The sequence below is a fragment of the Hyphomicrobiales bacterium genome, assembly GCA_039989895.1.
GTDB lineage: Bacteria > Pseudomonadota > Alphaproteobacteria > Rhizobiales > JACESI01 > JACESI01.
Genome location: JBDXGY010000006.1, coordinates 916209 through 931574, shown reverse-complemented (window position 1 = coordinate 931574; position 15366 = coordinate 916209). Strand labels below are relative to the sequence as shown.

The 15366-nt window shown below is 46.0% G+C and carries 12 protein-coding genes; 4 read left to right on the top strand and 8 right to left on the bottom strand.

The genetic code is table 11. The features are described 5' to 3' along the window. The 8 genes from ABJ081_10885 to ABJ081_10850 form a co-directional block, all read right to left on the bottom strand. Window positions 1-1239: a cyclopropane-fatty-acyl-phospholipid synthase family protein gene (locus tag ABJ081_10885; GenBank protein MEP6357174.1), complete on the bottom strand. Its 1239-nt coding sequence runs from the start codon at window positions 1237-1239 to the stop codon at window positions 1-3. Between the two features lie 73 nt (window positions 1240-1312). Then, window positions 1313-2125: a DUF1365 domain-containing protein gene (locus ABJ081_10880; protein MEP6357173.1), complete on the bottom strand. Its 813-nt coding sequence runs from the start codon at window positions 2123-2125 to the stop codon at window positions 1313-1315. Between the two features lie 11 nt (window positions 2126-2136). Then, the gene (locus tag ABJ081_10875) at window positions 2137-3465 is read right to left on the bottom strand and encodes an NAD(P)-binding protein (protein ID MEP6357172.1); all 1329 of its coding nucleotides are present in this window, start codon (window positions 3463-3465) and stop codon (window positions 2137-2139) included. Window positions 3466-3579: 114 nt separating this feature from the next. Beyond that, a complete protein-coding gene (locus ABJ081_10870) occupies window positions 3580-4344 on the bottom strand; it encodes a 3-keto-5-aminohexanoate cleavage protein (GenBank protein MEP6357171.1) in 765 nt (254 codons plus the stop codon). Beyond that, on the bottom strand, window positions 4341-5660 hold the full coding sequence (locus ABJ081_10865; GenBank protein MEP6357170.1) for an aspartate aminotransferase family protein: 1320 nt from the start codon (window positions 5658-5660) through the stop codon (window positions 4341-4343). The genes ABJ081_10870 and ABJ081_10865 overlap by 4 nt, the downstream gene beginning before the upstream one ends. A gap of 10 nt (window positions 5661-5670) precedes the next feature. Then, entirely contained in the window at window positions 5671-6108 is a 438-nt protein-coding gene (locus tag ABJ081_10860; protein MEP6357169.1) for a universal stress protein, read from the bottom strand. Further along, on the bottom strand, window positions 6105-8930 hold the full coding sequence (locus ABJ081_10855) for a TRAP transporter permease (GenBank protein ID MEP6357168.1): 2826 nt from the start codon (window positions 8928-8930) through the stop codon (window positions 6105-6107). Before ABJ081_10855 ends, ABJ081_10860 begins: the two co-directional genes overlap by 4 nt. 150 nt (window positions 8931-9080) lie before the next feature. Beyond that, a complete protein-coding gene (locus ABJ081_10850; GenBank protein ID MEP6357167.1) occupies window positions 9081-10043 on the bottom strand; it encodes a TAXI family TRAP transporter solute-binding subunit in 963 nt (320 codons plus the stop codon). A 405-nt stretch (window positions 10044-10448) separates the two neighbouring features. Between ABJ081_10850 and ABJ081_10845 the strand changes: the two genes are divergently transcribed. The 4 genes from ABJ081_10845 to ABJ081_10830 are packed head-to-tail and all read left to right on the top strand — an operon-like array spanning window position 10449 to window position 15366. Then, window positions 10449-11429 carry a tripartite tricarboxylate transporter substrate binding protein gene (locus ABJ081_10845; protein MEP6357166.1) on the top strand — a complete coding sequence of 327 codons (981 nt, stop codon included), beginning with the start codon at window positions 10449-10451 and terminating at the stop codon, window positions 11427-11429. A 60-nt stretch (window positions 11430-11489) separates the two neighbouring features. Then, on the top strand, window positions 11490-11984 hold the full coding sequence (locus ABJ081_10840) for a tripartite tricarboxylate transporter TctB family protein (GenBank protein ID MEP6357165.1): 495 nt from the start codon (window positions 11490-11492) through the stop codon (window positions 11982-11984). Beyond that, window positions 11981-13486, top strand: coding sequence for a tripartite tricarboxylate transporter permease (locus ABJ081_10835; protein ID MEP6357164.1), 1506 nt, complete (start codon window positions 11981-11983; stop codon window positions 13484-13486). Before ABJ081_10840 ends, ABJ081_10835 begins: the two co-directional genes overlap by 4 nt. 44 nt (window positions 13487-13530) lie before the next feature. Then, entirely contained in the window at window positions 13531-15366 is a 1836-nt protein-coding gene (locus ABJ081_10830; protein MEP6357163.1) for an ATP-binding protein, read from the top strand.

Genomic DNA, 15366 nt, shown 5'->3' with positions numbered 1-15366 from the left:
TTACGCCTTTGCGAAGGCCACTTGCCGCACGTCTATATTTTCTGAACGAAAACCAGCCTCACAATAGTACATATAAAATTCCCACATGCGCTTGAAGCGGTGATCGAATCCAAGTTTTTCAACTTCTGGCCATGCTTCATGAAATGATTTGCGCCATTCCACCAAGGTATCGGCGTAGTCGTGGCCGAATACATGTTCACCGGTTAACTGAAGACCACGGTCGCTTCCCAGTTTCGATAGGATTTGAGGTGTTGGCAACATGCCGCCAGGGAAGATGTAGCGCTGGATGAAATCTGTTGAAGCGCGATATTTTTCAAACAGGTTATCTTTGATCGTGATGACCTGCAATCCGGCGGTCCCCCTAGTGTTCAATCGATCTCGTAGGGTATCGAAATAAACAGGCCAGTATTTCTCGCCAACGGCTTCAAACATCTCAATCGATGCAATGCGGTCATAGTGTCCTTTTTCTTCGCGATAATCACGAAAGACGATATCCACTTTCTCGTTCAGTCCGGCCTCAAAGATGCGTTTTTTCGCAAAGTCATGTTGTTCCTGACTGATGGTCAGTGCTGTAACTTTGCAGCCAATTTCTTTAGCCGCATATTCCGCAAAGCCGCCCCAGCCGCAACCTATTTCCAGAACATTGTCTTTTTCTCTAATGCCGATTAGCTCTGCTAAGTTCGCATATTTCTCCCGCTGAGCTGAGGCTATATCCATATCTTTTTCGCGGTAGAGCGCAGAAGAATAGGTCATGGAAGGGTCAAGCCAGAGTTTGTAAAAACTATTGCCCAAGTCATAGTGAGCGGAAATATTGCGCTTTGATCCGGTTTTTGTGTTTGAGTTACGCCAATGAATAAATCGTAACAAAAGGCCTGTAATAAATTTACGCTGGCGAGCGATCATCAAATGATTGTTCTCGCAAAAAAGTTTCAAAACTGCGGTCACATCGGGACTTTTCCATTGTTCGTCCATATAGCTCTCGCCAACGCCCACATCGCCGTTTTTAAACACGCGGGTGGCAAGGTCAAAGCTGAGAAGTTCGATCGTGGCATCTGAACCTGGTAATTGACCTTCAATGCGGGTAACAGCGCCATTCGGCCATTTGATGGTCACGGCACCATATTTTAAATCAATCAGCATTTTGATGGCCGCGCGCGCTATAATGGGCAGTTTCCGACAAACAGATTTGGCATTGTCTCGCGTCACCAATATGGTGTCTTGTGTTATATTTAGCTCCATATGTCTTCTCTATTATTTATAATTTCACTGGGTGTTTTGGCGTTGATATTGATCGTCTCAAAATTTCATCAAACTAATGGGGTGATTTGTGTGGGTTTTGATAAAATTTAGCGCCTTTAAACCAAAGTTTCATGGCTTCAAAATGAATGGCGAAAACGACTTTAAACGTTAAAAATGGCTTTTTTATCAATTGTATAGAAAGACTTGTTGATGTAAAATTGTGTCGCTTAGCTTTGAGAGCTGCGCTAAGCAACGGGCCTTGTTGATCGTTTTCCAAAATGCGAAATGAAATCTGTTCTTCCGGCATTTGGGTTCGAAAAAAATAGCGCATTTTCATCTCAATAAATGGTGAAACGTGGAGAAGTTTATCACATTCTTGCTTTAAACCAGCGCTACTGAGTTGTCCGTTTTGGACGGGTTCGACATAAATATGTTTACCCCTAAATGTATTGCGTACCTCATAAATCATCGCGATAAGCTTGCCGTTTTTACTGCAGAAATAAATCGAGATGGGATTAAAGACATATCCAAAAATTCGTGGGTAACATAGGAGCTGAATACGGTCGGGTGTTTGCTCGAGGCCAGCATTGGAAAGACAATGGCGGATATAATTGCTTAAGCCCGTTGCATGCTCATCGCCGTGGTCTTTTTCATAAAAGGAGACAGGCGCAAATTTATTGACAGCGAAGAGACGACTTTTTTGGCTCGCTTGCGCCAGCTGGTCGATATCAATGAGAATATTAAACACTGAATAGGTGAAGCGATGGACGAAGGGCTTGAGGCGAGCGTGCATTACCGAGCCAACATAAAGCTGAACGGGTGAGACGCTCTCACCATTACGTTTTGCGAGTATGCATTTAGTCTCTTGGTTGCGAGGGGCTTGCAAAAAAGACTTCCTCATTCTGCTGCTTCGCGGTGTGCTGCCGTATCTTGTTCATAAGATCGCCAAGGGATGCGAGCGCCAAGTTTTTCAGCAACACTCAAGCCCGCTTTCAAGCCATCTTCATGGAAGCCATAACCGCACCATGCTCCACAATACCAGAAATTATCTTTTCCTTGAATAGAGGCGAGTGTTTCTTGTGCCTCAAGTGCTTGTTGATCGAACTGCGGATGGTCAAAATGCGCTACATGAAAGGTGAGAGCATCTTTGGGTGGCGTTTCTGGATTGAGGCTAATGAAAACAGGACGATCAGCATCAATATTTTGCAGCGCGTTCATATGATAGCTTACACAAACACCTGTCTTCTGCTGGGTCAGATCAGATGTTTCTATATAATTCCACGCAGACCAGACAGATGGATCTTTTGGCATCAAAGATTTGTCACGATGAAGATATATTGTGTTTGGCCGGTATTTAATCGCACCAAGGATTTCCCGTTCCTTTGTGGTGGCATCTCCCATCATGGCAAGAGTTTGATCGGTGTGCGAAGCGAAGACGACGTGGTCATATGCTTCTTGATTACCATGTTCATCGGTGACATAGGCCATGCCGTTTTTGCGGATCACATTTGTCACTTTGCTCTCATAGCGTATGTTTTGTTGAAACGGCGCAATGATTTTTGTGACATAGGAGCGGCTTCCTCCCACAACGGTGCGCCATTTTGGGCGCTCGCTGCGCTTATGCATCAGCTTGTGATTATTGAAGAAGCGGATGAAACTTTCGGCAGGAAAATCCATAATATCCGCATGTGGGGTTGACCAGATTGCCGCACCCATGGGGGCGAGGTAATCGGAAATGAAAATTTTGCTGAATTTATTATCTTTGAGATAATAGCCAAGAGTACGCGTACCCAAGCGGCTTGCGTTAAAATCTGCCTGGGCCATTTTGTTGAATTTTAAAATATCAAAAATCATTATCCAAAAACGGCGAGAGAAGAAATTCTTCTTTTGTGCGAAAATGCTCTTAATGGATTTGCCGGACCATTCAAGCGCCCCGCCGCGCATAGAGACACCAAAGCTCATGTCGCTTTCACGTGTTTGAACATCTAGATGTTGGAAAAGGGCGACCAGATTGGGGTAATTCAGCGAGTTATAGACGATAAAGCCCATGTCGACGGGAATGGTTTTTCCCTCATAATCGATATCAACGGTATAGCTATGTCCGCCGGGTCTGGAGCGGGTTTCATAAACACAAACATGATGTTCATTAGTCTCGGCGGTTGGTTGTGTGAGTGCCCATGCGGCAGCGTTGCCTGAGATACCTGAACCAATAATTGCAATGCGCATTCGTTTCATTTCCCAGTGGGTTTTGGATCAAGTCTCGCGTTGTTTTAGCGCGTATTTAAACTGAAGCCATATCTAATGCGGTGAAGTTACTTTTCAATGCACTGTTGATAAAATTCAGTTTATCGCTTTTTTCAGATCAAGGATTCGTTCAACGTTGTCACGGGCCAGCGAACCGTCATCGTTCCAAAAAGAGTTTTCAAACCCTATCCGCATTTTGCCGCCAGCCTGATGTGAGGCTTTGAGGCAACGGGTTTCAGCTTTGCCAAATGCACAAATCGACCAATCGGCCTCTAGGTTTCTATTTGAGAGCCAAATGATGAAAGGGAGAAGGTCTTCCGGTGTGCTTTGTTGATTTTTAGTATAACGGCCAAGAACGAAAAGAAGCTGAACAGGATCAGTTGTCGGGGTGAGGGAACTCAGTAGTCCTTCTAGGCGAATAATGTCCTCAGGGCTGTATAAAATATGTTGAACTTTGATTTTGGAGTGGTTGCACCAATTATAAAAATCAATAACAGCGGCGTGGTCGTCATGAGCCAACATCTCCGCAACTGCAATAGAAACGGCATTTGGTTTAACGTCACGAACCACTTGCTGCTGTTCTTGCGGTGAATAAATTCCAACCGCTTCTGTGGTTATTTGAACCATCATATTTGGTACAGTTATTTTGAGCTCGGCTAGGGCTTCGCGATAAAGACCAGCATCAAGACTATGTTCGCCGTGACTCCCGCGCACATGTAGATGAAGCCCGTCCGCGCCTGCCTGAAAAGAATCACGTGCAGTTGCAACAGTCTCGGGAATTGTGATCGGCAATGCCGGATGATCCTGCTTGCTGCGGCGTGCACCATTAGGGGCAACCATGATCTGAGGGAGAGTGTTCAAAGAGAGGCCTTTAGTGCTATTGAAAGTTTATCTGTAATCTCATCAATCTGGCACTCTTTCATAATGAAGGGAGGTGCTAGAAGAATGTGATCGCCATTGACACCATCAACGGTGCCGCCCATCGGATAGCATATCAGACCAGCTTTGAATGCTGCTGTTTTGATTTTTTTATTGATGGCTTTTTTAGAGGCAAAAGGTTTCTTCGTGTCTCGGTCTTCCACAATCTCCAGCCCTTGAAAAAGCCCGCGCCCACGGATGTCACCAATATTGGGGTGTTGTCCAAAAGTTTGATGAAGGGCGGCATTTAGTTTGCTGCCCATATCAACCACATGCGGAATGAGACGGTCATTCAGCAAGGTTTGCACAACGCATAGTGAAGCTGCACAGGCAATTGGATGGCCCATATAGGTGTGGCCATGTTGAAAAAAACCGGTTCCGTCTTCAATCGCGGCGTAGATTTGGGCGGAGCATAGCATTGCTCCTATTGGCTGGTAGCCTGCGCCGAGACCTTTGGCGATGCATAGGATATCGGGGACCACATTTTCTTGTTCACAGGCAAAAAGAGTGCCGGTGCGCCCCATACCGCACATGACTTCATCAAGGATCAGAAGAACGCCGTATCGTGTGCAAATTTCGCGAATGCGCTTAAAATAACCTTCCACTGGGGGCACAGCGCCAAGAGTTGCACCGACCATGGGTTCCGCAATAAAGGCCATCACATTTTCTGGCCCAAGGTTTAATATCGCTTCTTCCAATTCATTGGCGACGCGCTGACCATAGTCATGCTCGCTTTCGCCTGCCTCTTGGCCTCGATAAGCATAACAAGGAGCTATACGGGTTGTCTCAACCAGCAAGGGAGAAAAAGGTTTGCGCCGCCATTCATTCCCGCCAGCGGCCAAAGCACCTAGCGTATTCCCGTGGTAGCTTTGTTGGCGGGCAATAACATGTCGGCGGTTATCATCACCTTTTTCAATGTAATATTGCCTCGCAAGTTTCAGTGCAGCTTCCACTGCTTCTGATCCACCGGAGACGAAGTAAGCGCGATCAATGCCGACAGGCGCATGTTCAATTAAAAGATCAGCGAGCTCTTCCATTGGTTGTGAGGTGAAAAAACCGGTGTGCGCAAAGGCAATTTTGTCGACCTGTGCTTTTATTGCGGCACTGACTGCAGGATGGCCGTGGCCTAGACATGAAACAGCAGCGCCGCCCGACCCATCAAAATATCGCTTTCCATCAGCGTCGATAAGGTAACAGCCTTCACCACTTACTGCTGTTGGTTGCTTGCTCTTGGTGGATCGTCCAAAAACGTGTCCCATGATTTTTCGCTTACGGTGTGGTCCTAACAACAAGAACAGATTGATCTGCGTGTCGTACAACGCGGGCTGCGTTTGGTCCCAGTAGATAATCTTTCAGCTTGGGGCGGTGCGAGCCAATGACAATCACATCAGCATCTACCTTGTTGGCAGTTTCTATGATTTCTTCATAGATATTGCCATGTGCGATAATGTGTTGAACCTTAACGCCATTCGGCACATGCATTTTTGTGAAATTGTGCATAGTGTCGCGTGCGGCGCTCAAGGCTTCTTTTTCGTGTCCCTCAGGAAAAAATGAACCCACAACAGACATGCCATAATCAGGCACGACACAAATAACATGTAGGGTATCATCGTCAGAGATAAGTTCGAGGCCGGCATTTAAAACCTTCCCTGATGATGCTTCATCGCCGAGATCAATTGAAACCAGAACTTTTTTGAACATATTCATGATGCGGCTCCTTGTGGTTCCGCAGGCGTCATTGTTTTGCGGCGTCGGCGTTGCAGTACATAAATAAAGCCAAGCAGTCCTAGCGCTGGGAGATAAAGTAGCTGTTTTGGTGTTTGATTTACGGGTACCAGAACTTTGACAATTTCCTGATCAAAATCGAAACCGGCTAGTTGAGCAGGTGAATCGAAGGTTGCATTGTCAACGATGACTTTGCCGTCTTGTTCCAGAATTTCCAGACCGTAAGCCTCTAGTCGTTCTGCACCGGTTGGTTCATCGCCAACTTTGATAATCATGGTGAGCGATACAGGGTCACCCACGTCATCAAGCCCGTTCACCAGTGCGCGCATTTCGCTCCCCGGCTCAAGAGATCCGATAGATTCAACAATCTGCGCTGGCGGCGTCTCATTGAAAGGCGGAGAAATCATATCCATCCAGAAACCCGGGCGGAATAAGGTGAAGGCAATCAAGATGAGAGCAAGGGATTCCCAAATCCGAGATTTGGTGATGAAGAAGCCTTGCGATCCTGCCGTGAATATTAGCATCGCGAGGGTTGCGACAATGAAGACGAACAATCCTTGCAGTGGCGTCACATCAATCAACAAAATATCAGTGTTGAAGATGAACAAGAACGGTAATAGCGCCGTTCTTAATGAGTAAAAGAAGGCCACAAAACCTGTGCGTATAGGGTCGCCACCAGACACGGCGGCCGCGGCAAAGGACGCCAGCCCGACCGGCGGTGTGACATCTGCCATAATGCCAAAATAAAACACGAAGAGATGGACCGCAATCAATGGCACAATCAGTCCGTTTTGCTGGCCAAGGGCAACAATCACAGGAGCCAGAAGAGAGGACACAACAATATAGTTGGCCGTGGTTGGCAAGCCCATTCCAAGGATCAAGCTGAGGATCGCTGTGAAGATCAATATCAGCATGATTTGACCCTGAGACAGGAACTCGACCAAGGCGGCTAGCACAGCACCAACGCCGGTCTGTGATACGGCGCCAACGATGATGCCGGCAGCGGCTGTGGCAATACCAATGCCGATCATATTACGTGCACCGGTAATGAGCCCGTCAATTAGCTCATTAAAACCACGTGCCCATGCACCATTGCCATTTTCTCCTCTGAATATCGCGAAGAGAGGGCGCTGGGTCAGCAGAATGAAAATCATGAGTGCTGTGGCCCAAAAAGCCGATAAGGATGGCGACAGGCGCACAACCATCAAGCACCAAATCAAAACGCCAACGGGAAGAAGGAAATGGAGACCAGATTTTATGGTCGGTCCAGGTTCGGGTAGCTTGATCACTGGCTCATTTGGATCGTCTAGTTCAAGCTCAGGAAAGGACGAACAAAAACTGGCAAGATAAATGTAAACCGCTATCAATAATGCTCCAATGATCCACGGTGTTGTGCCACCAGCCAGTGCCCCAATCACATTCACCAGATAGAAAACACCAAAGGCGGCAATTACGGTGAGACCGAGAACCATGGCTCCGGTGGAGACAAATTTCATGGCGAAGTCTTCACTACGATTTTTCATGATATTCAATGCGACCACAACAACAACCAAGGCAATGGCAACAGCAAGTAGGCGAGGTCCGGCAGCACCAAGAGCCTGAAACGCTTCAAACAGATAATAGATACCGCTGGCTAAACCCATGATGACGGCCATGGTGATGCCAAATGAAATAAGCCCCCATTTGAGAGGTTTGGGTTCGCTTGAGCGCGGTAGACCTGCCATGCCAAGCTTAGCTGCTTCTAAGTGCACAATGTACACAAGCGCAATGTAAGAGATAATGGCAGGCACAAAGGCATGTTTGACAACTTCAAAGTAAGATATGCCGATATATTCCACCATCAAAAAGGCGGCAGCGCCCATGACAGGCGGCATGATTTGGCCATTCACGGAGGAGGCAACTTCAACCGCGCCGGCTTTTTCTGCGTTAAATCCAACACGGCGCATCATCGGAATGGTAAAAGTGCCTGTGGTGACAACATTGGCAATTGAGGAGCCGGAGATAAGGCCGGTCATGCCTGATGCTACGACAGCAGCCTTAGCGGGACCACCACTGAAGTGGCCCATAAGTGAGAAGGCAACTTTGATGAAATAATTGCCAGCACCTGCTTTATCGAGAAGGGCACCAAAGAGCACGAATAAGAACACAAGGTCGGTCGACACGCCAAGCGCAATTCCGAAAACGCCTTCGGTTGATAGCCATTGATGGTAGGCCACAGCGTTAAAGCTCGCGCCTTTCCAAGCTAAAAATCCGGGTGCATAAGGCCCAAGGAAGGTATAGCCGAGGAAGATGATGGCGACTACCATCAAAGGAGGGCCAAGTGCGCGTCGGGTTGCTTCAAGCAGGAATAGAATGCCAGCTACAGCGACGACAACATCGAGTGAATTAGGATTATTAGGTCTGTCAGAAAGCTGGCTTCCAGTAATTGATTTAACCAGATCGGTGTCGAAAACAAACAGATAAATCGCGCAAAATGCTCCAGCGATGGCGAGCCCCCAATCGACCATTGGGATGTGGCGGCGAGGTGAAGACTTGAAGGCAGGGAATACGAGATAAGCTAAGAAGATGGCAAAGGCTAAATGGATAGGCCGCGCTTCGCGGCTGGAGAAAACGCCAACACCAAATGTAAAGGGCAAGGGTGATGCGATCCATAATTGAAAGATCGACCAAACCAACGCAGTACCGGCTATCAAAAGTGCAATTTGCTTATTGACCGGTGATCTACCTCCAGTGTCAGCGGAGGCGACCAGATCGTCGAGTTCTTTTTCGCTTAATTTGACGTTGCTTGTATCGTCTTTAGCCATTTATCAAGCTCCTTATTGCCCAGGAAATTTGGATTAACTGATTAAAAAGCTCATTGCCTTCGCGTTAATCAGAAGGGGTCTTAATAGTGTTTAATTATTAAATTGGTTGGCGCGACCTATGCGCGCCAACCACATTTCAACAGTATAAATTTATTTCCAGCCGCGCTCTTTATAATAGCGCAAAGCACCTTCGTGCAGTGGAGCTGAAAGGTTGTTCGTGATCATATTAGCTTCTTCAAGGTTATTAAATGCAGGGTGCATTTTCTTGAAGCGATTAAAATTATCGAAGACAGCTTTTGTCATTTGATACACGACATCTGGTGATGTTTTGCTGGAAGCAACAAAAGTGGCACCAACACCAAATGTTTCAATTGCATCCGGCGTGCCTGTGTAAAGACCAGCTGGAATGGTCGCCATGGCATAAAAGTCTGCGCCTCCGGCCAGTGCTTTGATTTTATCGTTGTTGACATTGATCAACTTGGATTCACAAGAGGTGGTTGCCTCTTTAATCGTGCCTGCGGGATGGCCAACGGTGAACACAATCGCGTCCACTTTATTGTCGCAAAGGGCAGCGGCTTGTTCTGACGATTTAAGTTCAGCTGCAAGTGTGAAGCTTTCGTTTGTCCAACCCATTTCCTTCATGACAACTTCAAATGTTGCCCGTGCGCCAGAACCGGGATTGCCGATATTGACACGTTTTCCAACAAGGTCTTCGAATTTTTCAATACCAGAGTCTGCTCTTGCTACAACCGTAAATGGTTCTGGGTGTACAGAGAATACGGCGCGGAGCTCTTCGAATTTTCCATCTGGAAATTTGTCAGGTGCCGTGCCATTGTAAGCATGGAACTGCCAGTCAGACTGAGCAACACCCAAGTCTAGATCACCGGCGCGGATACCATTGATATTAGCAACAGAACCACCTGTTGTGTGAGTGCACTTGATGTCATGATCTTTGGTGCCACGGTTCACAAGGCGACAAATTGCACCACCAACTTGATAATAAACGCCGGTTTGTCCGCCAGTGCCGATTGTAACGAATGTTTCTGCTAGTGTTTGAGAATTCAAGCCTATCATTGATAAAGCCATGACGCTGCCAAATAGTATTTTTCTCATTTGTATCTCCTTAGGATAAATCGTTAGCAGGTAATAATTTTATCAGTCACGCATAGTTTACTGACGTCCGTCAACAGTAAATAGAAAAAACAATGTGTAGAGCTTGCGCTATTGGAAAATTATTTCTGGATCTGGCAATGGGTTAAGATAGGCTGGGTGCATGAACTCATAAATTGTATCAATAACAGGGGTTTACTGAGTATACATGCGCTAGCATCATGTTTCATGTAGCGTATTAACATTTATGATGAAGCCCATTAGAATTCAGAAAAAATGTAATGAGCTGTATCTTTTGTTGTAATATGCTCAATAATAGACTGTGATACTAATATGATTTTATCATCGTCTCATTTTCGGTGAAGATGTATATAAAACGTAAGGTTAACTAATGTTTGGGAGGACAAAATGAAATTTAAGAAACTTGGACTATTGGGTGCGTTAGCCCTTGGATTAACGGCAACATCATCATTTGCTGGTGACTATCCAGAACGGCCTATCGCAATGGTTATTCCTTATGGCGCAGGTGGAGCGACAGATATTTCTGCCCGCACGATTGCGGAACCACTTGGTAAGGCTGTCGGTAAACCACTCATCATGGCGAATGTGACTGGTGCTGGAGGGGCAACAGGTTCTGTAACCGTACAAAACGCAAAGAACGACGGCTATAAAATGCTTTTCGCACGCGTTGGTTCGCACTCTGTTAATCCGGCGATGAAGGCAACCTTGCCTTATACGCTTGAAGATTTTCGTTTTGTGACGGTTTATGAAATCAATCCAGTCGCCTGTGCCGTTAAAGCTGACTCAGACATCAACTCAATGGATGACTTGGTCGCTAAAGTGAAAGCGGGTGGTGTGAGCTACTCTTCATCAGGTGTTGGGTCACTTCTCCACCTTGCTGGTGCAATGGTCTTGAAAGAATTTGGTATTGAGCAGCCCTTGAAATCTGCAACACACATTCCGCTTAAGGGTGGTGGTGCAGCAGCAACAGCTGTTTTAAATGGCACGGCCACGTTCCTTTGCACAAATTCATCGGCTGTCGCGGGTTTTATCGCTAACAATCAACTCAAGCCATTGATGGTAACAACAGCTGAGCGCGTTAAAGGCTTTGATGCGCCTACATCTGTTGAGCTTGGCAAACCTAACTTGCAGAAGCTCGTTGGCTGGACTGGCATTGCAGGCCCTGACGACATTTCTGATGATGTTGCCGATAAGTGGGGCAAGTGGATGGCTGAAGCAACAGCTGATGCTGGTTTCCGTGAAAAAATGGAAGCACGTGGTTCTGTTATTCGGTTGATGGATCCAAAAGAAGCTAATGCATTTATCCAAGACCAGTTTACTGTTTTCCGTAAGTTGGTTGATGATCTCGGTATGCGTATCGAAGGCTAATATACAGCTAATATACCACGCCAGTCATAAGCGGCTGGCGTGGTCTTTTTGGGGAACGATATGCGGGATAACCGAGCACAAGCGATCATGGGTATTGCGACGATTGCTGCATCCTTGTTTTTAATCTTTATCGCAATTCCTCGATGGGTGGCATCGCCTAGTAATGTTTCTAATATTATTCTCTCGCCCTTGTTCTGGCCCTATGCGTTGGCGTTAGTAACAATGCTTATAGGATTAGGGATGGTCGCCATGTCACGGCGTGCAATGCCGAGTGCTACTGGTGATAATGAAGATGATGAAGTGATTGCTACAGGTGGTTATAAGCGTCTTTCAATCATGGGCGTTATCATGATTTTATACGTGCTTGCGTTGCCATGGCTTGGCATGGTGTGGGCGTCAATGCTCGCTTTTGTTTCTGTTTCTTTTCTTGTGCGTACAACACATCCCAAGGCTACAGTTATTAGCGCTATCATTATTCCTTTGGTGCTTTATGCCTTTTTTGCGCATGTTGCAGGTGTTGGTATTCCGCAAGGTGAACTGGTCAGACTTCCATGAGTTTTATAGACAATATACAAGCGGGCCTCTCGCTTATTTCAAATGTTGAGAGCTTTGCGGCACTTGCAGGCGGTATTGTGATTGGTGTTATTGGTGGAGCGATACCTGGTATGTCGGCAACCATGGCTGTTGCGCTGACTTTGCCGTTTACTTTTGCGATGTCGCCTATCACCGGTATCCTGCTCTTGTTGGGGGTTTATAAGGGCGGCATTTTTGGTGGTTCTATTCCTGCAATTTTAATTAAAACGCCTGGGACTCCAGCTTCCAGTGCTACCGTGCTGGACGGTTATCCTATGGCGGAGAAGGGGCAGGCAGGTAAGGCGCTTGGCATGGCTTTGTGGGCCTCTTGTACGGCTGATTTGATATCAAACCTTGCATTGATCTTTTTTGCGGGTTGGCTTGCGTCTTTTGCGCTTAGCTTTGGTCCGCCTGAGTTTTTTACACTCATCCTGTTTTCTTTAACAATTATTGCGGGCGTGTCAGGCAACAGTTTGTTGCGTGGGGCATTGTCGGCGCTTTTGGGCCTACTGCTTGCCACTATCGGTCTTGATTTAGTTTATGGCACCAATCGGTTTACCTTTGAAAACCCTAACATGATGGGCGGCTTGAATTTCATCGCCGTGCTTATTGGCCTCTTTGCTATTCCTGAGATTTTGTCGATGGTCTGGAACCCGAAAGAAAATGAGGGAAAAGCGAGGCAATTGGGTGGCAATTGGGTGACTTTTTCTGAATATATGAGATGCTTTAAGTCGATTGTTCGTGGCAGTTTTATCGGGGTTTTCTTGGGTAGCATTCCCGGCATAGGTGCCGCTCCCTCGGCTTTTTTGTCATACAGCGAAGCGCGACGACGTTCGCCCAATAAAGACAACTTTGGTAAAGGCGAGATTGAAGGTGTTGCAGCATCTGAGGCCGGCAACAATGGCGTTGCGGGCGCAACTCTTATTCCGCTTCTCGCGCTTGGCGTGCCGGGAGATGTTATCACAGCTATTATCATTGGCGCTTTTATGATCCACGGCCTTCAACCCGGTCCGATGATGTTTGTTTTGAATGTTGATATTATCTACGGGCTTTTCATGGGTTTGATTGTTAGCTCCGTGTTTTTATTCTTATTTGGCTCGGTTGCCATTCGTGGGTTTAAATTTGTTGCAGATGTACCGCGCGGGGTGCTTTTTCCTGCTGTGCTGGTGCTGTGTGTTTATGGGGTTTTTGCGGTCAACAACAACATCTTTGATGTGGGCGTTATGTTCGCCATGGGCATTGTTGGGTTCATCATGATGCGTAACGACATTCCCGCTGCACCATTTTTAATTGCTTTTATCATCGGCCCCTTGTTGGAAGATAATTTCAGGCAGGCGATGCTGATGTCTGGTAGTTCACCAACAATCTTGTTTAGGGGGCCTATCACTTGGTTTTTCTGGGCTTTGACGATTATTACTGTTGTGGCAATTATTCGCGCCGGTATGAGAGCGGCAAAAAAACCAGTGGCTTCGGTGAATGATTGAAACTAGAATTTTGATGATCTGATGTATCAACCACAAGTATGCTTATGAAGAACTTTCAAAAATCCATTGTAATATTCATAAGTGGCTTATCACTCATTATCATTGGTTTGTTTTTGTCGTTTGGATTTGTTGAACGGCATTTTCTACGCGAATTAGCTGTACAAAACGATAGCACCATAAGATTGGTTGCTTCTGGTTTGAGTGGTGCATTAAAGCGATTTGAGCCATTGCCTGTTTTGCTTGCTGATAAAACAGATATGAAATGGTTGTTGGCATCCAATGGAGATCAGACACATGTCAATCATGTTAATCTAGAACTCAAGAAAATCGCTAAAAACCTAGGTGCTTCCGATATTTATGTGCTGGATAAAAATGCAGTTACAATTTCTTCCAGTAATTTTGACTCAGATGCATCCTTCATTGGTAAAGATTTTAATTACCGTCCTTATTTTTATGAAGCCTTTAGTGGCAAACCAGCACAGTTTTATGCGCTCGGTACAACGTCCTTGAAACGTGGATATTATTTTGCAGCTCCGATAGTTGTAAATGATGAAATCTTGGGCGTTATAGCTGTCAAAATCGGCGTAGATTCATTTGAAGAGAACTGGGGAGGGACGGATCGAAAGATTTTCGTTTCTGATAAAAACGGTGTGATTTTTATGGCGAGCGAACCAAAATGGCGGTTTAAATCTCTGCACCCACTGAGTGAACAAAGTTTGCTTGAAATCGAGAGGACCAAGCAGTTTCCAATAAACCAGCTTGCGCAAATGGACATAAATACTGTTTCATCAGCATCAGATGAATTCAGGCTCACGACCATAGGTGAGGGAGAAGAGGCGGATTCTTATCTGGAAAGCAGGCAGGCGATTGCATCTGCGGGTTGGACACTTCATGTATTGGCGCCAAGGAGTAGTGCAACAACTCAGACATATATAACGTTAGCCATCGCCTTTTTGTTCTTGTCATTATGTCTCATGATTGCGGCTGCGATCATTCAACGCCGGGCTCATTTGATTAAGAACATTGAGTTGCAAAAACGGACACAAGAAGAGCTAGAGAGTAGGGTGGCTGAGCGTACATATGAGCTTAATCTGACGAATAGAAAACTAACGCGAGAAGTGAAAGAGCGGACGCAAACCGAGAATAGGCTGCGCACTACTCAAAATGAATTAATCCAAGCGGGCAAACTTGCTGCATTGGGTCAAATGTCTGCGTCCTTATCTCATGAACTAAACCAGCCATTGTCTGCGGTTAAGTCATATGCAGACAATGCGCGCAAATATTTACAGCGTGATAATATAAATAAAGCGGCGACGAATATTGAGCACATCTCGCAGATGGTTGATCGGATGGCTGAGTTGGGTCAGCATTTGAGGAATTTCGCTCGCAAGCCGCAGCAAAAAATTGATGTTGTTGAATTGTCCGAAGTATTCCGGTCAGTTGATCAAATTATGAGTGCACGCATTAAAGAAGCCAATGCACAATTGCAATTAGAGCCTTTTAATGGTGCTTTGATGGTGCAGGGCGGGCAGGTCAGATTGCAGCAGGTCATGGTCAATCTGGTGAATAATGCACTGGATGCAATGCACGAAACCTTGCAGCCTGTTGTTATTGTCTCGGTCCATGAAGATGTTGGCAGAGTTGAAATTCGAGTGCGTGATCACGGGCATGGAATAGATGATAAAATCATTGATAAAATTTTTGACCCATTTTTTACAACTAAAAAGATAAATGAGGGCGTGGGGCTAGGGCTGTCAATTTCCTATAATATCATTCAAGATTTTGGTGGGACACTCAGTGCTTATAATCATAGTGATGGTGGCGCAGTTTTTGCCATATCACTTGAGGGTGTAACGTCTATACAAAAAGCTGCAGAATGA